Raw genomic sequence first — 18,606 nt, forward strand, 5'->3', positions numbered from 1 at the left:
ATTGGTTTCGAGTCTTACCCCACTTTCTGGAGAACACCATGAGCACTATCGGAATCATCGGCGCTGGCGCCATCGGTTCAGCGTTTGCCAAAGCCTTGTCGCGTCAGGATATCCCGTTGGTCATCGCCAACAGTCGCGGGCCGGAGACCTTGGCCGAACTGGTGGCAGAACTCGGTCCGACCGCCCGCGCCGTTACCCGTGAAGAAGCCGCTGCCCAGGACATCGTGCTGGTCGCGGTGAACTGGTCGAAACTGCCGACGGCGCTGGCCGGGCTGCCGGACTTTGGCGGGCGAATCGTCATCGACGCCAACAACTCGATTGAAGCGCCGTCGTTCAAACCGGTGGATTTGCAGGGGCGGCCGTCCAGCGAAGTGTTCGCTGAGTGGGTGCCGGGTGCGCGGGTGGTCAAGGCATTCAACCATTTGCTGGCGCGTTTGCTGGAGGCGGATCCGGCGTCGGAGGGTGGCAAGCGCGTGTTGTTCCTGTCCGGGGATGATGCGCAGGCCAAGGCTGAAGTCGGCGCGCTGATCGATCAGCTCGGCTTCTTTGGTATCGATCTGGGCGAGTTGAGTGTGGGTGCGCGGCTGGTGCAGTTCCCGGGCGGGCCGTTGCCGGTGCTGAATCTGGTGAAGTTCGCCTGACAACGGACAAAAAAATACCCGGTGCGACGTGAGTCGTACCGGGTTTGTTGCCAACGGATATTGGATGTCGTGGATCCGCCGTCCGCTGTTGAACTTCTTTTGCGCTTACGCGCGTTCCAGCGCCAGGGCCACGCCCTGACCGCCGCCGATGCACAGGGTCGCCAGACCCTTTTTCGCATCACGCTTGATCATTTCATGCAGCAGGGTCACCAGCACACGGCAGCCCGATGCACCGATCGGGTGACCGAGAGCGATGGCGCCGCCGTTGACGTTGACCTTGTCCAGATCCCATTGCAGATCCTTGGCCACCGCCAGCGATTGCGCGGCGAAGGCTTCGTTGGCTTCGATCAGGTCGAGTTGGCCGATGCTCCAGCCCGCCTTGTCCAGGCAGCGGCGAGTGGCCGACACCGGGCCGATGCCCATGATCGCCGGGTCGACGCCGGCGTTGGCGTAGGCGGCGATTTTCGCCAGGACCGGCAGGCCCAGGGCCTTGGCTTTTTCGGCGCTCATCAGAATGACGGCCGCCGCGCCGTCGTTCAGCGACGAAGCGTTGCCGGCGGTGACGCTGCCGTCCTTTTTGAAGGCCGGGCGCAGTTTGGCCAGGGATTCGGCGGTGGTGTCGCCCCGTGGCTGCTCGTCGACCTTGAACGCCACCGGATCGCCCTTGCGCTGCGGGATCAGGATCGGGGTGATTTCATCGACAAATCGGCCGGCCTCGATGGCTGCGGCGGCTTTCCGTTGCGAGGCTGCAGCGAAGGCGTCTTGCTGCTCGCGGCTGATCTCGTATTTCTCGACCAGATTCTCGGCGGTGATGCCCATGTGGTAATCGTTGAACGCATCCCACAGGCCGTCGCTGATCATGGTGTCGACGATTTGTGCGTGACCCATGCGCAGACCGGTGCGCGCGCCCGGCATTACATAGTTGGCCAGGCTCATGTTTTCCTGGCCACCGGCGATGATCACGTCCGCGTCGCCGCAACGGATCGCCTGGGCGCCGAGGTGCAGGGCCTTGAGGCCCGAGCCGCAGACCTTGTTCAGGGTCATGGCCGGCACGGCGTGGGGCAGGCCGGCCTTGATCGCCGACTGGCGCGCCGGGTTCTGGCCGGCGCCGGCGGTCAGCACCTGGCCCATGATCACTTCATCGACCTGAGCACCGTCCAGACCGGTCTGCTCAAGCAACTGGCGGATGACCGCCGCACCCAGATCCACGGCGGAGACGGTGGCCAGCGAACCCTGGAAACTGCCGATCGCGGTACGCGTGGCGGCAACAATGACGACGTCTTGCATTTTCGAATTCCTCACTCGGCAGCGAACTGCATTTCCGGTACGTGATCCGGGATGATCAGTTTACCAGCGGTTTTGGCGACGATTTCCTCGACGCTGACGCCAGGTGCGCGTTCCTTGAGGACAAAAGCGCCATTTTCGATTTCCAGGTACGCCAGGTCAGTCAGCACGCGCTTGATGCAACCGGCACCGGTCAGCGGCAGGCTGCACTGGCTCAGCAACTTGGACTCACCGTCCTTGGACGCGTGGGTCATGATGACGATGATGTTGTCGGCGCCGGCCACCAGGTCCATCGCACCGCCCATGCCCTTGACCAGTTTGCCGGGAATCATCCACGAGGCGATGTTGCCTTGTACGTCCACTTCGAAGGCGCCCAGCACGGTCAGGTCGACATGACCGCCGCGGATCATCGCGAAGGACTCGGCGGAGTTGAAGATCGAAGCGCCGATGCGCGCAGTCACAGTCTGTTTGCCGGCGTTGATCATGTCGGCATCAATAGTCTCTTCAGTCGGGAAAGGCCCCATGCCGAGCAGGCCGTTTTCCGATTGCAGCATGACTTCCATGCCTTCGGGGATGTAGTTGGCGACCAGGGTCGGAATGCCGATACCGAGGTTCACGTAGTAGCCGTCCTGCATTTCGCGGGCGACGCGTTGAGCCATTTGTTCGCGGGTAAGTGCCATGTTCTTGTTCTCCGTCAGCCTGGATTATTTGCGGATGGTGCGTTGTTCGATGCGTTTTTCGAACGTGCCGCAAATGACCCGGTCGACGTAGATGCCGGGGGTGTGGATCTGCGACGGATCCAGCTCGCCGGGTTCGACGATTTCTTCGACTTCGACCACGGTGATCTTGCCGGCGGTGGCGGCCAGCGGGTTGAAGTTCTGCGCGGTGTGACGGTAGATGACGTTGCCGAAGTGGTCGGCTTTCCAGCCTTTGACGATGGCAAAGTCGCCGGTGATGGATTCTTCCATCAGGTACTTGCGACCGTGGAATTCACGCACTTCCTTGCCTTCGGCGACCGGGGTGCCGACGCCGGTGGCGGTGAAGAACGCCGGGATGCCGGCACCGCCTGCGCGCATTTTTTCGGCGAGGGTGCCTTGCGGGGTAAGGACGACTTCGATGTCGCCTTTGAGCAGTTGCTCTTCGAACAGTTTGTTTTCGCCGACGTAGGAGGCGACCACCTTGCGGATCTGGCGGTCGGTCAGCAGCACGCCGAGGCCGAAGCCATCAACGCCGCAGTTGTTGGAGACGACGGTGAGGTCGCGGGTGCCCTTGCGCTTGATCTCGGCGATCAGGTTTTCCGGGATGCCGCACAGGCCGAAGCCGCCGGCGATTACGGTCATGCCGTCTTCAAGACCTGCCATGGCTTCCTCGTAGGAGTACACGCGCTTGTCGAAACCTGCCATATGCACCTCTTTTATTGTTTGTCGGGCGGCTGGCTAGCCGAATGACTGGAGTGTCGCGCTGAAGGATATATTTGTTAAGTTGATTTTTAAGGTTGATTGATTGATAAAGCTCATCAAATCACTGTTCTCCGTGCTGATCGTTCAGCTTAGTCCCTTGAGTGAATCGTTCATGACCATCAAGCAGATGCGCGCCTTTCTCGCCGTGGCCCAGAGCCTGAGCTTTGCCGTGGCCTGCGAGCGCCTGCACCTGTCGCAGTCGGCGCTGAGCCTGACCATCAAGGCGCTGGAAGAAGGGTTGGGCGGGCGCCTGTTCAGCCGAAATACGCGCAACGTGGCGCTGACCCCGGAAGGGGAATCGCTGCTGCCGCTGGCCCGGCGCCTGATCGCCGACTGGGACAACGCCGAAGACGAAATGCGCCAGCGCTTCAGCCTGCAACGGGGGCGGGTGACGCTGGCGGCGATGCCGTCGTTTGCCGGCAATCTGCTGCCGCCGATCCTCAAAACCTTCCGCGCGCGCTATCCGAACGTCAACGTCACGGTCAACGACGTGATCAACGAGCAAGTGCTGGAAATGGTCCGCGATCGTCAGGTCGAACTCGGCGTGGCGTTCGAGCCGATGCAAAACACTTCGCTGACCTTCACACCTCTATACAAGGATCGCTTTGTCGCGGTGGTGCCGCAGGATTCACCGCTCGCCCAGCGCACTGACATCGACTGGCAGACCTTGCTGCAGGAACCGTTCATCACCCTGCAACGACCGTCCACGGTACGGGTGATGCTGGAGGAACATTTGCAAGCCCGGGGCATGAAACTGCCGGTGGAGTTTGAAAGCCATCAACTGGCAACGGTCGGGCGGATGGTGGCTAGCGGGTTGGGCGTCAGTGCGGTGCCAGCCTTGTGTGCCGGGCAGATGCGCGAACTGGGCGCGCATTGCCTGACCTTGCACGAGCCGGTGGTGGAGCGGGCGATTGGCGTGCTGACGGATCCGGGGAATGAATTGTCGGCGGCGGCGCAGGCGCTTTTTGACATTCTCAGGGTTGAACACTGACTTTGGGAGGCCGCTAAGTCAGGCGTTCTGCCAGTAGCGGCAGCAGCTGTTCGCACGACTCCTCAATCTTCAAATCCAGCAACTCGTCCGCCCGCGTCTTGCCGAGATTGATCGCAATCAACGGCTTGCCCCGATCCGCAATCACCCGGCACAGGCGAAACGCCGAATACGCCATCAACGACGAACCCACCACCAGCATCCCGGCTGCGTTCTCTGCCGCCGCCATGGCCCGCGCCGCCGTCGGTTGCGCGACGTTCTCACCAAAAAACACCACGTCCGGCTTCATCCGCTCACCTTCACAATGCGGACAATGCGGCACCTGGAAACGTGCCTCGAAAGCCGGATCAAGCAGGGTATCGCCGTCCGGCGCCTGCACAGCATCGACACCCGCCAGATATGGATTCTGCGTTTCCATCAGTTGCTGAATCGAATCCCGCTCGCTGCGCTGGCCGCAATCCAGGCACAGCACCCGATGCAGGCTGCCGTGCAGTTCGATGACATCGTGACTGCCGGCCTGATCGTGCAAGGTATCGACATTCTGGGTGATCAATCCGCCGATCCGACCAAGGTTTTGCAGGCTGGCCAGCGCCTCGTGCGCGGCATTCGGTTGCGCCTGACGTACGCGTGGCCAACCGAGCATCGCCCGGGCCCAGTAGCGACGGCGCGACTCGGGTGCCGACAGAAATTCCTGATACATCATCGGCTGCCGGCCCCGGCGCACACCGTTGATGTCGCGGTAATCGGGGATGCCCGACGGCGTGCTGATACCGGCGCCGGTCAGCACCATGAAATCGCCGTCGGCCATGGCCTGTTGCAGGTAATCGAGGTGTTCGTGGAAGGGGCGGTCGAGCATGGTCAGCGCTCCGCAGGCTGTAAGTGCCTTGCAGGTTAGCACTGCCGGGCGCCTCTTTTCAGAGGCGCCCGCTGCCGACGTTTACTTGCGAGCCTCCAGGATCAGGTTGAACGGCGTCTGCGTCGCCCGCCGGAACTGCTTGAATCCGGCTTCACTGAACACTTTGCGCAAGCGCATCTCGCCGGCTTGCGCACCGAGCCCCAGGCCCACTTCCTGAGACAGCGAGTTCGGCGTGCAAATGAACGTCGAGGCTGCATAGAACAAGCGCCCAACCGGATTGATGTTGTCGTCCAGTGTGTCGTTGGCAAAGGGTTCGACCAACAGCACGGTGCCGTCGTCTTTCAGGCAATCGTAAGCATGCCGTGCGGCACCGACCGGGTCGCCCATGTCGTGCAGGCAGTCGAAATAGCAGATCAGGTCGTAGTCATCGCCGGGAAAGCTCTTCGCCGTTCCCTGGAAAAACCGCGCCCGGCTGCTCACTCCGCCTTCTTCGGCCCGCTGGGTGGCGACGCTCACCGAGGGCGCATGGTAGTCGAAACCGACGAAACGCGAGTTGGGATAGGCCTGGGCCATGATCACCGTGGAGGCGCCATGACCGCAGCCGACATCGGCGACCTTGGCGCCGTCTTCGAGTTTGGCCACCACGCCCTCCAGTGCCGGCAGCCATTCGGCGATCAAGTGCCCTTTGTAGCCGGGACGGAAGAACCGTTCTGTGCCGGTGAACATGCACGGATGGTGATCGCCCCAGGGCAGGGCGCCATTGCCGCGCATGGCTTTGACCAGCTTGTCCTTGTCGTGGAAAAACGACGCCACCACGCCAAGCCCGCCGGCCACGTAGACCGGCGAATCTTCCTTGGCCAAGGCCATGGCCTGTTCCTCCGGCAGACGGAACTTGCCGTCCAGGTGTTCCATGTAGCCTGAGGCGGCGTGGGCGCTAAGCCATTCGCGCACCAGGCGAGTGTTGCAGGCGGTTTTTTCGGCGAGGGTTTCCGGGGATATCGGCTGGCTGTCGGCCATGGCTTTGTACAAACCAAGTTCTTCGCCGACGATGACATTGGCCAGCATCGCCGCACCGCCCATGTCGTTGACCAGTTTGCCCATGAACTCGTTGAGTCTGGCCTCGTCCATGTCATGTGCTCCTGTCAAGGATCACAGTCCGGTGGTGATGGGGGTCGAGGCATTCACCACCGGGCGGTGGTCGTGGAAACGGGCAGGGCGACACTGCTGTCCTGCGTCCCCCTCGACTGGGTAATGATTGAGTCTAGTCGCTGTTGGTGCCGGTGGGAGCGGGCTGCGTAGATTTCGAGGCCGTGAATCGTTGTGTATCGCGAGGGCCAAGACAGAGCGCCGGCCCATGTCCGCCAGGAGCAAACGGCGGACGAAAAAAAACCGCCTTGCGGGGCGGTTTTCTAGCAAGCCTCAGATTGCGGCTGAGGCTTAGTGCGTCTCACCGGAAGCACTGGCGTGGAGGCCATGTTATTGAGCTTTTCCTATCCTTGCAACGTGATTTTTACCCACCATGAGTAGGTGTATCAGAGATCCTAGGCAGTGTTTTCAGTACCTGATGCCGGAGAGAGATGCTGACAGAAATAACAGTTTACAAAAGACGCGCTTCTTTCATTTGAGAATCACTGAGCCGAGACTTACCACCTGCGATTCTAGGTTAATATGCGCGCGCTCACACCCTGGTGCAACGGAGGGGTTTGGCTGGTGGCCTAACGGTTTCACGCCCTCTGACACGGTTTTGCATCCGTGCCGGAATGATGTTTCGGAGGGATTTCAACCGGCCACCTCACCGGAAGTACTGGCGTGTTCTTCCGAAGGCACGCGTGATCCGGTAAGTGCGCTGGAGGTTTGGCCCCCAACCTTGGAGGCCAAAACGTATGAAGCTTTTGTTGCGTACGTTGAGCCTCGTATGGAGATTGTTGAAAGCGTTTCGCTTTTACGAGTTCCTGCGAGACCACTTTGACGACCTGAAGTAACGGTCGTTGATGTGGGGAAAAGCCCGTGTCAGTTTCGGCTGATGCGGGTTTTTTTTGACTCGTTAATCTGTCAAAAATAATAGTTCAATCAGCTAATTCTCGTGCGGAGGTAGGGAATTTCGTCGGCATCTGTAAGTGTCATCCGTAAGCTCTGAACTCTTCGGACTGTCAGGAACCGGGGCGAGCTTCGAGCATCGCCTGTTTGGTAGTAGGCATGCCGTTCACGAAGAAGTCAGCGGGTTCTGTATCCCATTGTGTACAGACCAGCCGCCGATACAAAACCCGCCACTTCCCGCGCATTGCCCACACAGCCGCGATACACCCGCCGGTTTAACTGAGTCTGTCAGTCGCCACGCCCGGCGGCTCTTCAGCAGAGGTCTTGCCCATGCAGACTCCCCACCCCACCTTGCAGGCCAGCGTCGGGCTCGGCCTGCGTCGCGGCTTGATGAAGGATCTTCAAGCCGCCCGCATCGGCGATTTCGACTTTCTCGAAGTCGCCCCGGAAAACTGGATCGGCGTCGGCGGTGCCCACGGTGCCGCGCTGTGTGAACTGGCCGAGCGTTATCCGTTGTCCTGCCACGGCCTGTCGTTGTCGCTCGGTGGATCGGCGCCGCTGGACGTCGATTTCCTTCGGGAAGTCCGGGTGTTTCTCGATCATTACAACGTGCCGCTGTACAGCGAGCACTTGAGCTATTGCAGCGACGACGGTCACCTCTATGACCTGCTGCCGCTGCCATTCACCGAAGAGGCGGTGCACCACGTTGCCGCGCGGATCCGTCAGGCCCAGGACATTCTCGGCCGGCGCCTGGCAGTGGAAAACGTTTCCTATTACGCCGCCCCCCGGCAGGACATGGACGAGGTGACCTTCACTAACGCCGTGCTGCGCGAGGCCGATTGCGACCTGCTGCTGGACGTCAACAACGTCTACGTCAACTCGATCAACCACGGGTTCGACCCGCAGACATTTCTGGTCGGGATCGAGTCGGGCCGGGTGGTCGGGATGCACGTGGCCGGGCATTTCGACGAGTCCGACACGCTGAAGATCGATACCCACGGCGCTTCGGTGAAGCCAGTGGTCTGGTCGCTGCTGGCAGATGCCTATGCACGCTTTGGCGCACAGCCGACCTTGCTCGAGCGCGACTTCAACTTTCCGGCCTTCTCGGAACTGGTGGCCGAGTTGCAGACCATTCGCCGCTTGCAGAATCAGGGAGGCCAACGTGGATAACCTTGAGCAGCAACAACTGGCGCTGACTCGCTACTTGCGCGATCCCGAGAACGAGACGCCCCCGGCCGACATGAATGCGGCGCGGGTCAACGTCTATCGCGATCTGGTGTTCAACAATGTCTCGCAACTGTTGGGCGGGACGTTTCCGGTGCTGATCCGGATCATCGGTCAGGAGCGCTGGCGCACATTGATTCGCGGCTTCCTGCGGGACTACCGGGCTCAGACGCCGAAATTCGGTGAGATCGCCGAGGCGTTTGTCGATTACCTCGCCTCGGAACCCGCAGTGTTGAGCATGGGCGAGTGGCCGGCATTTCTGGTGGAGCTGGCGCATTACGAATGGGTGGAAATGGTGTTGCAGCAGTCCGATGCCCAGCCGCTGCCGGCAAGTGATCCCGCGCTGCTGCTGGAGCGGCCACTGCAGGTTTCGGCGCTGGCGTGGCCATTGGCGTACGCATGGCCGGTACAGATGCTCGGGCCGGATCATCAGCCGTCTGCGCCACCGGCCCAGCCGACGTTGTTGCTGGTGCGGCGCACAATGGATTTCAGTGTGAAGTTTTCCGAGCTGAGCCCGTTGGCGTGGCGGTTGTTGCAGCGAATTGGCGAGTTCCCTGCGCTGAACGGTCGTGAACAACTGGAAGGGTTGGCGATGGAAGCGGGGATGCCAGTAACAGCATCGTTCATGGACAGTGGTCTGGCGTTGTTGCAGCAGATGCATGAGGACGGTGTGTTAGGCATTACCTGATTTCGCAAACACCGCAAATCCTGTGGGAGCGGGCAAGCCCGCTCCCACAGGGAATTATGTTTGACTCAGGAATGCATGGGCAGCTTCAGTTCAGCACACAACCCGCCACCGTCACGATTGCTCAGATTCAGCGAACCCCCCAGCGCCATCGCCAGTTGCTGGGCAATCGCCAGGCCCAGTCCCGTACCGCCGGTGCTGCGGTTGCGCGAGTTTTCCACGCGGTAGAACGGCTCCATCACCTGCGCCAGTTCCTCTTCGGCGATGCCCGGTCCGCGATCCATGACTTTGATCGAGAGGCCGTTGCTTTGGCGTTCGACCAATAGTTCGGCAGCACCGGCAAATTTCAGCGCGTTGTCGGTCAGGTTGACCAACACCCGGCGCAAGGCATGAGGTCGGGTGTCGATGACCGCTTCGCTCTTGCCGCTCAACTGCACCTCCTTGCCCATGTCCTGATAATCGAACACCAGGCTGTCGAGGAACGAATCGAGGTTGGTGCGGCGGCTTTCCTCGGTCGCGCCGTGGATGCTGCGCGCGTAGGCCACGCCTTCACGCACCAGATGCTCCATCTCGCCGAGGTCGTTCCACAGCTTGTCCTTTTCCGTCGAATCGTCCATGAACTCCGCGCGCAGTTTCATCCGTGTGATCGGGGTTTGCAGGTCATGGGAAATCGCTGCCAGCAATTGCATGCGTTCTTTAAGGTACGCGGCGATCCGCGCCTGCATGGTGTTGAACGCACGGGCGGCGTAGGCCACTTCGCTCGGACCCTTTTCGTCCAGATTGATCGGGTGAGCATTAGGGTCAAGGGTTTCCACTGCGTTGGCCAGACGGGTCAGGGGACGGATGGCGATGCGTACCGCCAGCCAGGTGCAGGCAATCATCAGCGCCAGTTGCCCCAGCAGCACCACCGGCAGCCACGGCGACAGCGGCACCATCGACGGGCGAACGTCGATGGTCACCGGGCTGCCGTCGCTCAGGCGCAGGTGGCCCTGAAAGTGCTTTTTCGGCCCCGGAATGTCGGTGAAGGTCAGCGGGTACTTCTCGCCAATGGCGTCGGTGATCGAGGTGACCGCGATCGGCACTTCGCCGGCGCCGATCGGTGTACCCGGTTCGCCCTCGCTGAGCAGGTAACCGTAGTTGTTCCGGGCCAGGCGTTCGAGCCACATCGGACGCTCTTCGGCCGGCAAGCGATCGAGGATCGCAATCGAGGTCGAAACGTCGGTTTCCAGGTTGCCGAGCATGGTGTTTTTCGCACTTTCATATCGCTCGTAATACTGCGCACCGAACGACAACGCCTGGGCCAGCAGCAAGCCGATCAGGAAAATCAGCGACAACCGTGAGGCCAGCGTGCGCGGCCAGTGCAGGGAGAACGTCATGCGGGCGCTCCGAGGATTTCGACCGGTAGCGAGAACACATAACCTTCACTGCGCACGGTCTTGATGTAGGCAGGTTCCCGGGCGTCGTCCAGCAGGCGCTGGCGCAAACGGCTGACCAACAGATCGATGGAACGATCGAACAGATCGGCGTCGCGGCCCTGGGTCAGGTTGAGCAGTTGATCGCGGCTCAACACTCGTTGCGGATGGTCGAGGAACACCCGCAGCAAACGGTATTCCGCGCCGCTCAGGGCGACCATGGTGCCGTCGGTGTCGAGCAGATGGCGGGCCGAAGTGTCGAGTTGCCAGCGCCCGAAGGCCAGCAAACGGCCGCTTTCGGTGACCACCAGATTGGGTGGCAGCATCCGCGTGCGTCGCAGCACGGCATTGATTCGCGCCAGCAGCTCGCGTGCGGCGAAGGGTTTGGTCAGGTAATCGTCGGCACCCATTTCCAGGCCGATGATGCGGTCGGTTTCGTCGTTGCGGGCCGTCAGCATCAAGACTGGCGTGGCCTTGTGTTTGCCGGCGCGCAATTCGCGGCACAGCAGGAGGCCGTCATCGCCCGGCATCATGATGTCGAGCACGATCAGGTCGACAGTGTTGGCTTCCAGAAAACTGCGCATCTGCCGGCCATCAGCGACCACCGTGGTGCGCAGGCCGTTCTTTTTCAGGTAGTTGCCAACCAGTTCGCGAATCTCGCGGTCGTCATCGACGATGAGAATGTGATCGACATGATCCATGGAGCCAAACCTCTATCAAGTGGGGGAATGTCTCGCAGTCTATAGAGCCCGCGCGGGCTCGCCTGCCTGCCTTTGTATTGCAGTGTATCCGGCGCAACGGTGGATACATGTGGACGCAAAATCGCGATTTTTTCAGGGTTTTGTATCGCTGTGTATCCCCCTGCGGGCGAGATACGTAGCGATTTATACCGGCTGTTTTCCGACACAGACGGGATACCTCGCGAGCTTTAAATGAGCTCCATCGAGGCACACCGCAACGCCTCGGCTCAATCAACGACCTACCCATTGAAGCCTTGAGGAAATCGCCATGACCAACAAATCCGTAATCGCCGCCTGCCTGTTTGCCGCCCTGAACATCTGCACCCTGTCGGCCCGCGCCGAAGCGGTTGCCCCGCAAACCTACACCTACGGCACCCATCTGGACATCCAGAAAGTGCTCTCGATGAAAGAAGACCAATCGATGACCTGCGGCATCGTCGACGCCCGCATGACCTACCTCGATTCGGCCGGTCAGACCCGCGTTCTCGACTACAGCAAATTCGCTGACGGCTGTGACAACCAGAACTGATCCGCCACCCATTTAAAGGAAGATTGCCATGAACAACGTTTCGCGTTTCTTGACCGCCATTGCCTTCTCGTTTGCCGGTGTCGCGGCGCATGCCAACAGCGCCGTCGAACAGAATAGCTGCGCCGGCAGCACCTGCTTTCAACTGAGCCCGGTGGCCAAACAGGGCAGCGATGCCTTGATCGCCGCCGACGGCGCCAGCCGCACGCCGCAAGGGCAGATGGTGGCGGCCGACGGCTCCAGCCGCACGCCGCAAGGACAGATGGTGGCGGAAAACGGCGCCAGCCGCACACCGCAAAGCCAATGGCTGGACAGCCAGACCGCTTGAGCTACCCGGGTGCCTGTCGGTGAACGGCAGGCACCTGTTTGATCGGCAGACCGCCCACATTTCAAAAGGTGAACCCTATGTTCCTCATCGCTTTCCTGGGCGGTCTGTTGACTGTCCTCAGCCCCTGCATTCTGCCGGTGGTGCCGTTCCTGTTTGCCGGAGTCGACCGCAGCCGTTCCTCGATCCTGCTGACCCTCGGCGGCATGGCCCTGACCTTCGCCCTGATCTCCAGCCTCGCGGTAGTCAGCAGCGAGTGGGTGATCCAGGCCAACAACACCGGCCGACACATCGCGCTGATCGTGATGGTGCTGTTTGCGCTGTCGCTGATTTCCGCACGCATCGGTGACTGGCTGGCGCGGCCATTCGTGTTGCTGGGTAATCGCCTGGATCCGGACACCCGCAAGAAGGCCGGCCCCATGGGCTCGATCATGATCGGCGTGGCCACCGGTCTGCTGTGGGCACCGTGTGCCGGTCCAATCCTCGGCGTGATCCTCACTGGCGCCATGTTGCAAGGTGCCAATGCCCAGACCAGCCTGTTGCTGCTGGCTTACGGCGCGGGCAGTGCGCTGTCGCTGGGGACGCTGATCTTCGCCGGTCGCGGCTTGGTCAACCGGTTGAAACCGTCGATCCCGTTCACCGGCTGGTTGCGGCGCGGGGCGGGCGTTGCGGTGTTGGCGGCAGCCGCCGTGATCTCCACCGGCGCTGATAAAACCCTGCTGGCCGGCACGTCGTCCGAAGGCGTCGCCAGCGTCGAGAAAAACGTGTTGGAAAACGCGCCGAAAGTGATCGATTACTTCATCAGCAAAGTGCGGGCGGATTCGACGTCGGACGAGCAGGGCAAAGGCGCGATGCCGTCACTGGCCGGCGCAGTGCAATGGCTGAACTCCCCGGAGCTGAACGCCGAATCCCTGCGCGGCAAAGTGGTGCTGGTGGACTTCTGGACCTACGACTGCATCAACTGCCAGCACACGCTGCCGTACGTGAAAGAGTGGGAGAAGAAGTACGGCAAGGACGGCCTGGTGGTGATCGGCGTGCATACCCCGGAATACGCCTACGAGCGAATCATCGACAACGTCAAGGATCAGGTGAAGAAACTCGGTATCACCTACCCGGTGGCCATCGACAACAACTACGCGATCTGGCGCAACTTCGACAACCAGTACTGGCCGGCGCACTACCTGATCGATGCCAAGGGGCAGGTGCGTTACACCCACTTTGGCGAGGGTCGCTATGAAGCTCAGGAGCAGATGATTCAGCAACTGCTCAAAGAGGCCAAGGCACCTGCAGCCTGAACCGCGAACGTCAATGGCTCACAGGTCGCGCACCATGAGCCATTGTTCGTTGTCCCAGGCCTGAAAACGCTCCAGCACTGTCCAGCCGCGTTTGGCGTAGTAGTCCTGTTTGTTTTGCGTATGCAGGTAGAAACGCGGTAGGCCTTGTTTCTTTGCTTGCTCGGCAATTCCTTCGATCAATTTTTCTGCCAGCCCCTGACCGCGAGATTCGGGACTGACCAGCACGCAGGCCAGCCAAGGCTCCAGATCCGGTCGTTGCGCAAGATCTGCACGAGCCAGTGCCGCGCCACCGAGCAAACGTTCGCCGTCCAGCGCGATCAGGCAGCGCCAGTCACCATTGGTTTGCCCTTCGGCAAATTCCCGCTGCCACTCGGCCAACGGTTGATGGGCATATTCGTAGTGAAACTGGCGGTGGATCCACTCGGCGTAAGTGTCGCTGTGCTGCATGTGGTCGGCGAGCCATTCGAGGCGCAAGGACATGGTCGGATTCCGTTCGCGGTTCGGGTCTGCATCAGAGCCGATCCGACGACACCTTGGCAACCCCCATGAGAGTGTTTCGGGGCCTTTACAAAATCCCGCCATTCATCGGCGAAAGCCCGGTTTTAAAGGCTCTTTAGACGATTGGAGGGGACGCCGTACGGCCTCGGGGCGATAGTGGAAGAGCAGGGCTGTACCCGCCCTGTCACTGATAAAAAGAAAGCGAGGTTGCCATGCCGAAATTCGTGATTGAACGCGAGATTCCAGGGGCCGGAAAGCTGTCGGAGCAAGAACTCAAAGCCGTGTCGCAAACGTCCTGCCAGGCGTTGCGTGAACTCGGACCGCAGGTGCAGTGGCTGCAGAGTTATGTCACCGCCGACAAGGTGTATTGCGTGTACATCGCCCCCAACGAAGAGCTGGTGCGCGAGCATGCCAGGCTGGGCGGGTTTCCCGCCAACAGTGTGTCCCGGGTGATGAACATCATTGACCCGACGACCGCCGAGTAACGCCTGATTCAACCTGTCGTGGAGCACCCATCGATGAGCACCCCCATTGATCTCACTGCCCTGAAGGAACGCCAGAAAGTCGCCTGGGCCAGCGGCGACTATGCCGTGATCGGCACCACCTTGCAGATCGTCGGGGAAGACCTCGCCGAAGCCTGCGATTTACGCTGCGATGAAGAGGTGCTGGACGTCGCCGCCGGCAATGGCAATGCCACGCTGGCGGCGGCGCGCCGGGGCTGTCGGGTGCTGTCCACCGATTATGTCGCGGCGTTGCTGGAGCGCGGCCAGGACCGGGCGCGTGCCGAGCATCTGGACGTGACCTTCCAGGTCGCTGACGCCGAAGCGCTGCCGTTCGCCGATTCCAGTTTCGATGCGGTGCTGTCGACTTTCGGTGTGATGTTCGCCCCGGATCAGGCCAAGGCTGCGCAGGAACTGGCGCGGGTCTGTCGCCGTGGCGGGCGGATCGGCCTGGCCAACTGGACGCCGGAAGGCTTCGTCGGCCAGATGTTCAAGACCCTCGGTCGCCACCTGTCACCCCCGGCGGGCGCGCAACCACCGTCGAACTGGGGTTCGGAAGCCTGGCTGCATTCGCACTTCGATGAGCGCCAGTTCCTGATGCAAGTGACTCGCCGCCACTTCAATTTCCGTTATCGCTCGGCGGCACACTTCATCGACATCTTCCGCCACTGGTACGGGCCGGTGCACAAGGCGTTCGCGGCATTGCCACCGGAAAGCGGGCAGGCACTGGAAGGAGATCTGACACAGCTGATCGACGGGCTGAACCGGGCGGGGCCGGATTCGATGGTAGTGCCGAGCGAGTATCTGGAGGTGGTGATTACCAAACGCTAAGCGTCATGCAAAACAAGTGTGGGAGCGAGCAGGCTCGCTCCCACAAATTCTTCTATTTCAGGTGCGAAGCATCAAACCACTCCAGCGCCGTACGCCAGATGCAGATGCCCAGAAAATACGCCGACGCCAGTAACCACAAACCCATCACCAGCGGGTTGATGACCGGGTGGTTGAGCACCAGCGACAGGCTGCACAGCAGCCAGATCGCCGTCACCGCAATATTGATCGGCATGAACCGGCGCACACGGAACGGATGGAGGAATTTCATTCGGGTCACGGTCAGCAGCGCCAGAGCGATCACGGTCAGGAAGGTGATCCACGGCCCCGGGGCGATGATGTACAGGCACAGCGCAACCACGTTCCACGCAGCGGGGAAACCGACGAAGTAGTTGTCCTTGCTCTTCATGTTGACGTTGCAGAAGCAGAACAGCGACGACACCAGAATCAGCGACACGGTCAGCAGCAGGGTGTAGTCGGGCAGGGGAATGTAGCGATAGATGAACAGTGCCGGAATGAACACGTAGGTCAGGTAATCGATCACCAGATCGAGGATCGAGCCGTCGAAACTCGGCAACACTGACTGCACGTTGACCTTGCGCGCCAGCGCCCCGTCGAGGCCGTCGACGATCAGCGCCACGCCCAGCCACATCAGGCAGTGGATTGGCTGGTTTTCCAGCAGGGCGAGGGTGGCGAGGAAGGCTGTGACCACGCCGGTCGCGGTGAAACCATGGGCGCCCCAGGCCTTGAGCCTGGCGATGTGAACGGTCGATATCACGGAGGCGGTCTCCAGAAAGTGAAGCAGGCCGGGAAACGTCTTGAGCAACAAGCGTGCGGCCAACCGGGTCGGGGTTGCAGCTATCGACCGGCCGGGCCGGGATAAGGTTCACCCATTCATGAATGTTAGCTGGCAACGGAATTTTTTCGACGCAGAAATCATTCGCCCTCCCAGTGTCAGCCAAACGGTGCTGGCACAACCGGTGCGCAGGTCTATCGTTGCCTGACGCGGTTACGCCTTTGCCTGAGGACGACGTCATGAACACCAGTGATTTGCTCGAACAATTGCTGCGAGGCCAGGCCTCGGCGGGACAACAACAAAGCGGCGCTGCGTCCGGTGATGGCCTGGGCGGACTCGGCGGCTTGCTGGGTGGTCTGCTCGGTGGCGGCGGTGCGACTGCCGGCGGACTGGGCGGGCTGTTGGGCGGTTTGCTTGGGGGCACAGGATTGGGGGGTGGAGCACTTGGCGGTGGGACGCAACGTCGTTCCGGCGGCACTAACTACGCGGCCCTGGCCTCGCTGGGCATGATGGCGTTCCAGGCGTATCAAGCCTGGCAACGCAGTCAGGCGTCAGCCGCGCCGCAACAGACACCGCAGACGGCGGACCTGCTGGCCGGCCCGCAGGTCGAGGAGCACAGCCACGCGGTATTGCGCGCATTGATCGCGGCGGCCAAGGCCGACGGGCGGATCGACGAGTCGGAGAAACAGCTGATCAGCAGCGAAATCGGCCGCCACACCGATGACCCGGACCTGCAGCAATGGCTGGACGCTGAAGTCGCCAAACCCCTCGATGCCCGCGAAGTCGCGCAGGCGGCGAACAGCGATCCGGCCGTGGCCGCCGAAATGTATATCGCCAGTGTGATGCTGGTGGACGACCAGCAGGATGCCGAACGCAATTACCTGGATGAGCTGGCGGCGGCCTTGCAGATCGATCCAGAGTTGCAGGTGCATCTGGAGCAGCAGGCCAAAGGGACGGCCTGAAACCCACCGCTCACAGCCTTCGGCAACTTCTGTTCAGGAAATAAAGTTGCCGGGGGGCTCCGTCCGTCCGGGCAAATTTCACGTCGATTGAATTTTTGCAGCGCGCTGCCTCTCTGCTGCTTTAGAGGCGCGTGAACCAGCGTCCTGCCAATTGACCGGGAATCTGCCATGACTGTCCTGACACGTCTGCTTTCAACACCTGCCCACGCGCAATCGATCCATCCCCCTGGAGGCTTGCGCAGCCTGTATGAAGCATTGCTCTCGGGGGAAAATCCCCGTGCCCTGGCGCGTCCGTTTCTCGAAGAGCAACTGCTGCAGGCTGCGCAATTGCCAGAGGTGTTGCCGCCGGATCCTTCGGTATGGCACGACTGGGTGGCCGAGCATTGCGCCGAAGTCGGCCGGCAATACGCCGATTATCTGCAACATCGCAAGGACGGTGGTTCACGGCAGTTTTTCAGCGGCAAGGCCCATGCGCTGTATTTCCTGCAAGCGGTAGCCCCGACCAAACGGGTGGACGGCGCCTGGCTTTACGGCTTGTTGCAGCAGTGGCGCGATCCACGCTTCTGCGGCCTGATCTGCACCTATCTGGAAGAGCTTGGTGAAGGCAACCCTGCGCAAAACCACGTGGTGATCTACCGCAAACTACTGGCCGAGCATGGTCTGGAACACGCAGATGCCTTGCCCGACGAGCGTTATCTGCAAGGTGCGTTGCAGCTCGCACTGGGTGCCTGCGGCGATGACTTTCTGCCGGAAGTCATTGGCTACAATCTTGGCTATGAACAACTGCCCTTGCACCTGTTGATCAGCAGTTATGAGTTGAGCGAGCTGGGCATCGATCCGTATTACTTCACCCTGCATGTGACCATCGATAACGCCAGCACCGGCCATGCGCAGAAAGCTGTGCAGGCTGCACTGGATCTGATGCCGCGGGAGGCTGATCGCGCCGATTTCCTGCGCCGGGTTTCGCGGGGCTACCGGCTCAACGATTTGGGGCAGGGCAGTCGCGCCATCATCGAGGGTTTCGACTTGACGCGTGAGTTGCTGGCCATGGTCGAACGCAAGCGCGTCTTCGGCCAGGACATGCATTCGGACTATTGCCGGTTCGAAGGCAAGACCGTCAATCAATGGCTGGCCGCGCCAGAGCAACTGTCAGGATTTCTCCAGGCGCTGCAAGACAAAGGCTGGATAAAGCGTCATCAAGACCCTCAGGCCAGCCGCTTCTGGCAATTGATCGAGGGCGATGGCGCGTCGATGTTCGGCGTGTTCAATGACTACGAAAAACAGCTGCTGCATGACTGGATTGCCGGTGACCGGGCGCCTGCGACCGGACCGGTTCCGGCGCGACGTCGGAGTCGAGCGGCACCGGCAGTCACGGTGTCCGCGCAGGATCCCGATGTCCGGCAATTGAACGCGGCACTGCACGGGCTGGATGGTCACGGACAGATGGCGGCGCTGATCCCTTGGCTGGCGCCGGCCCGTCATGCTCTTCCGGCCGGTTTGCTCGCGACCCGCCGCTTCATCGAGCTTAAATCCGGTCTGGACTGAGGGA

General features: G+C 61.2%; 20 protein-coding genes. 11 read left to right on the plus strand and 9 right to left on the minus strand.

The window, feature by feature from the left end:
* The first annotated feature begins 38 nt into the window (after positions 1-38).
* Positions 39-641, plus strand: a complete 603-nt coding sequence (locus tag C6Y56_RS10595) for an NADPH-dependent F420 reductase (protein ID WP_169429804.1) — start codon at positions 39-41, stop codon at positions 639-641.
* A gap of 105 nt (positions 642-746) precedes the next feature.
* On the opposite strand, the gene C6Y56_RS10600 is transcribed toward C6Y56_RS10595, so the two are convergent.
* Genes C6Y56_RS10600 through C6Y56_RS10610 form a run of 3 tightly spaced genes read right to left on the minus strand, consistent with a single transcriptional unit; the run spans position 747 to position 3,328 of the window.
* Positions 747-1,928, minus strand: a complete 1,182-nt coding sequence (locus tag C6Y56_RS10600; protein WP_169429805.1) for an acetyl-CoA C-acetyltransferase — start codon at positions 1,926-1,928, stop codon at positions 747-749.
* 11 nt (positions 1,929-1,939) lie between these two features.
* Complete coding sequence (locus C6Y56_RS10605; protein WP_169429806.1) at positions 1,940-2,605, minus strand: CoA transferase subunit B; 666 nt, start codon at positions 2,603-2,605, stop codon at positions 1,940-1,942.
* Positions 2,606-2,629: 24 nt separating this feature from the next.
* Positions 2,630-3,328, minus strand: coding sequence for a CoA transferase subunit A (locus C6Y56_RS10610; RefSeq protein ID WP_169429807.1), 699 nt, complete (start codon positions 3,326-3,328; stop codon positions 2,630-2,632).
* A gap of 169 nt (positions 3,329-3,497) precedes the next feature.
* Between C6Y56_RS10610 and C6Y56_RS10615 the strand changes: the two genes are divergently transcribed.
* Entirely contained in the window at positions 3,498-4,376 is an 879-nt protein-coding gene (locus C6Y56_RS10615) for a LysR family transcriptional regulator (protein WP_169429808.1), read from the plus strand.
* Positions 4,377-4,389: 13 nt separating this feature from the next.
* Here the strand turns inward: C6Y56_RS10615 and C6Y56_RS10620 are convergent, their stop codons facing one another.
* Together C6Y56_RS10620 and C6Y56_RS10625 are read right to left on the minus strand one after the other, a co-directional pair.
* Positions 4,390-5,229, minus strand: a complete 840-nt coding sequence (locus tag C6Y56_RS10620) for an NAD-dependent protein deacetylase (protein WP_169429809.1) — start codon at positions 5,227-5,229, stop codon at positions 4,390-4,392.
* A gap of 81 nt (positions 5,230-5,310) precedes the next feature.
* Positions 5,311-6,357, minus strand: a complete 1,047-nt coding sequence (locus tag C6Y56_RS10625) for a class I SAM-dependent methyltransferase (protein WP_169429810.1) — start codon at positions 6,355-6,357, stop codon at positions 5,311-5,313.
* 1,239 nt (positions 6,358-7,596) lie between these two features.
* Between C6Y56_RS10625 and C6Y56_RS10630 the strand changes: the two genes are divergently transcribed.
* The gene (locus C6Y56_RS10630) at positions 7,597-8,436 is read left to right on the plus strand and encodes an HvfB family MNIO-type RiPP peptide maturase (RefSeq protein WP_169429811.1); all 840 of its coding nucleotides are present in this window, start codon (positions 7,597-7,599) and stop codon (positions 8,434-8,436) included.
* The gene (locus C6Y56_RS10635) at positions 8,429-9,178 is read left to right on the plus strand and encodes an HvfC family RiPP maturation protein (protein WP_169429812.1); all 750 of its coding nucleotides are present in this window, start codon (positions 8,429-8,431) and stop codon (positions 9,176-9,178) included. The genes C6Y56_RS10630 and C6Y56_RS10635 overlap by 8 nt, the downstream gene beginning before the upstream one ends.
* A gap of 65 nt (positions 9,179-9,243) precedes the next feature.
* Here C6Y56_RS10635 and C6Y56_RS10640 read toward each other — a convergent pair whose 3' ends face one another.
* Positions 9,244-10,551 (minus strand): ATP-binding protein, encoded by a 1,308-nt coding sequence (locus C6Y56_RS10640; protein WP_169429813.1) that lies wholly within the window; start codon positions 10,549-10,551, stop codon positions 9,244-9,246.
* Positions 10,548-11,288 (minus strand): response regulator, encoded by a 741-nt coding sequence (locus C6Y56_RS10645; protein ID WP_085708690.1) that lies wholly within the window; start codon positions 11,286-11,288, stop codon positions 10,548-10,550. Before C6Y56_RS10645 ends, C6Y56_RS10640 begins: the two co-directional genes overlap by 4 nt.
* Positions 11,289-11,595: 307 nt before the next feature.
* On the opposite strand from C6Y56_RS10645, the gene C6Y56_RS10650 reads away from it, so the two are divergent.
* The 3 genes from C6Y56_RS10650 (at position 11,596) to C6Y56_RS10660 (ending at position 13,473) form a co-directional block, all read left to right on the plus strand.
* Entirely contained in the window at positions 11,596-11,856 is a 261-nt protein-coding gene (locus tag C6Y56_RS10650; RefSeq protein WP_169429814.1) for a DUF2790 domain-containing protein, read from the plus strand.
* A 28-nt stretch (positions 11,857-11,884) separates the two neighbouring features.
* Positions 11,885-12,181 (plus strand): hypothetical protein, encoded by a 297-nt coding sequence (locus C6Y56_RS10655; RefSeq protein WP_169429815.1) that lies wholly within the window; start codon positions 11,885-11,887, stop codon positions 12,179-12,181.
* Between the two features lie 77 nt (positions 12,182-12,258).
* Positions 12,259-13,473 (plus strand): cytochrome c biogenesis protein DipZ, encoded by a 1,215-nt coding sequence (locus C6Y56_RS10660; RefSeq protein ID WP_169429816.1) that lies wholly within the window; start codon positions 12,259-12,261, stop codon positions 13,471-13,473.
* Between the two features lie 18 nt (positions 13,474-13,491).
* Here the strand turns inward: C6Y56_RS10660 and C6Y56_RS10665 are convergent, their stop codons facing one another.
* A complete protein-coding gene (locus tag C6Y56_RS10665) occupies positions 13,492-13,953 on the minus strand; it encodes a GNAT family N-acetyltransferase (RefSeq protein WP_169429817.1) in 462 nt (153 codons plus the stop codon).
* A 230-nt stretch (positions 13,954-14,183) separates the two neighbouring features.
* Here C6Y56_RS10665 and C6Y56_RS10670 point away from each other — a divergent pair, with 230 nt between their 5' ends.
* Both C6Y56_RS10670 and C6Y56_RS10675 read left to right on the plus strand, forming a co-directional pair.
* Positions 14,184-14,456: a DUF4242 domain-containing protein gene (locus C6Y56_RS10670; protein WP_169429818.1), complete on the plus strand. Its 273-nt coding sequence runs from the start codon at positions 14,184-14,186 to the stop codon at positions 14,454-14,456.
* Positions 14,457-14,489: 33 nt separating this feature from the next.
* On the plus strand, positions 14,490-15,302 hold the full coding sequence (locus tag C6Y56_RS10675) for a class I SAM-dependent methyltransferase (RefSeq protein WP_169429819.1): 813 nt from the start codon (positions 14,490-14,492) through the stop codon (positions 15,300-15,302).
* A 52-nt stretch (positions 15,303-15,354) separates the two neighbouring features.
* Here the strand turns inward: C6Y56_RS10675 and pcsA are convergent, their stop codons facing one another.
* Positions 15,355-16,077, minus strand: a complete 723-nt coding sequence (gene pcsA, locus C6Y56_RS10680) for a phosphatidylcholine synthase (protein ID WP_169429820.1) — start codon at positions 16,075-16,077, stop codon at positions 15,355-15,357.
* A gap of 257 nt (positions 16,078-16,334) precedes the next feature.
* On the opposite strand from pcsA, the gene C6Y56_RS10685 reads away from it, so the two are divergent.
* Together C6Y56_RS10685 and C6Y56_RS10690 are read left to right on the plus strand one after the other, a co-directional pair.
* A complete protein-coding gene (locus tag C6Y56_RS10685; RefSeq protein WP_169429821.1) occupies positions 16,335-17,057 on the plus strand; it encodes a tellurite resistance TerB family protein in 723 nt (240 codons plus the stop codon).
* A 168-nt stretch (positions 17,058-17,225) separates the two neighbouring features.
* Positions 17,226-18,602, plus strand: coding sequence for an iron-containing redox enzyme family protein (locus tag C6Y56_RS10690; protein ID WP_169429822.1), 1,377 nt, complete (start codon positions 17,226-17,228; stop codon positions 18,600-18,602).
* Positions 18,603-18,606: the final 4 nt, after the last annotated feature.

The sequence above is a fragment of the Pseudomonas fluorescens genome (genome assembly GCF_012974785.1).
Lineage (GTDB): Bacteria > Pseudomonadota > Gammaproteobacteria > Pseudomonadales > Pseudomonadaceae > Aquipseudomonas > Aquipseudomonas fluorescens_BT.

Excerpts from the sequence above, each read along its gene's own strand:
- C6Y56_RS10615 (WP_169429808.1), top strand. The coding sequence starts at position 3,498 with ATGACCATCAAGCAGATGCGCGCCTTTCTCGCCGTGGCCCAGAGCCTG.
- C6Y56_RS10630 (WP_169429811.1), top strand. The coding sequence starts at position 7,597 with ATGCAGACTCCCCACCCCACCTTGCAGGCCAGCGTCGGGCTCGGCCTG.
- C6Y56_RS10670 (WP_169429818.1), top strand. The coding sequence starts at position 14,184 with ATGCCGAAATTCGTGATTGAACGCGAGATTCCAGGGGCCGGAAAGCTG.
- C6Y56_RS10685 (WP_169429821.1), top strand. The coding sequence starts at position 16,335 with ATGAACACCAGTGATTTGCTCGAACAATTGCTGCGAGGCCAGGCCTCG.
- C6Y56_RS10595 (WP_169429804.1), top strand. The coding sequence starts at position 39 with ATGAGCACTATCGGAATCATCGGCGCTGGCGCCATCGGTTCAGCGTTT.
- C6Y56_RS10655 (WP_169429815.1), top strand. The coding sequence starts at position 11,885 with ATGAACAACGTTTCGCGTTTCTTGACCGCCATTGCCTTCTCGTTTGCC.
- C6Y56_RS10650 (WP_169429814.1), top strand. The coding sequence starts at position 11,596 with ATGACCAACAAATCCGTAATCGCCGCCTGCCTGTTTGCCGCCCTGAAC.
- C6Y56_RS10610 (WP_169429807.1), bottom strand. The coding sequence starts at position 3,328 with ATGGCAGGTTTCGACAAGCGCGTGTACTCCTACGAGGAAGCCATGGCA.
- C6Y56_RS10665 (WP_169429817.1), bottom strand. The coding sequence starts at position 13,953 with ATGTCCTTGCGCCTCGAATGGCTCGCCGACCACATGCAGCACAGCGAC.
- C6Y56_RS10690 (WP_169429822.1), top strand. The coding sequence starts at position 17,226 with ATGACTGTCCTGACACGTCTGCTTTCAACACCTGCCCACGCGCAATCG.
- C6Y56_RS10620 (WP_169429809.1), bottom strand. The coding sequence starts at position 5,229 with ATGCTCGACCGCCCCTTCCACGAACACCTCGATTACCTGCAACAGGCC.
- C6Y56_RS10675 (WP_169429819.1), top strand. The coding sequence starts at position 14,490 with ATGAGCACCCCCATTGATCTCACTGCCCTGAAGGAACGCCAGAAAGTC.
- C6Y56_RS10640 (WP_169429813.1), bottom strand. The coding sequence starts at position 10,551 with ATGACGTTCTCCCTGCACTGGCCGCGCACGCTGGCCTCACGGTTGTCG.
- C6Y56_RS10645 (WP_085708690.1), bottom strand. The coding sequence starts at position 11,288 with ATGGATCATGTCGATCACATTCTCATCGTCGATGACGACCGCGAGATT.
- C6Y56_RS10625 (WP_169429810.1), bottom strand. The coding sequence starts at position 6,357 with ATGGACGAGGCCAGACTCAACGAGTTCATGGGCAAACTGGTCAACGAC.
- C6Y56_RS10660 (WP_169429816.1), top strand. The coding sequence starts at position 12,259 with ATGTTCCTCATCGCTTTCCTGGGCGGTCTGTTGACTGTCCTCAGCCCC.
- C6Y56_RS10605 (WP_169429806.1), bottom strand. The coding sequence starts at position 2,605 with ATGGCACTTACCCGCGAACAAATGGCTCAACGCGTCGCCCGCGAAATG.
- C6Y56_RS10600 (WP_169429805.1), bottom strand. The coding sequence starts at position 1,928 with ATGCAAGACGTCGTCATTGTTGCCGCCACGCGTACCGCGATCGGCAGT.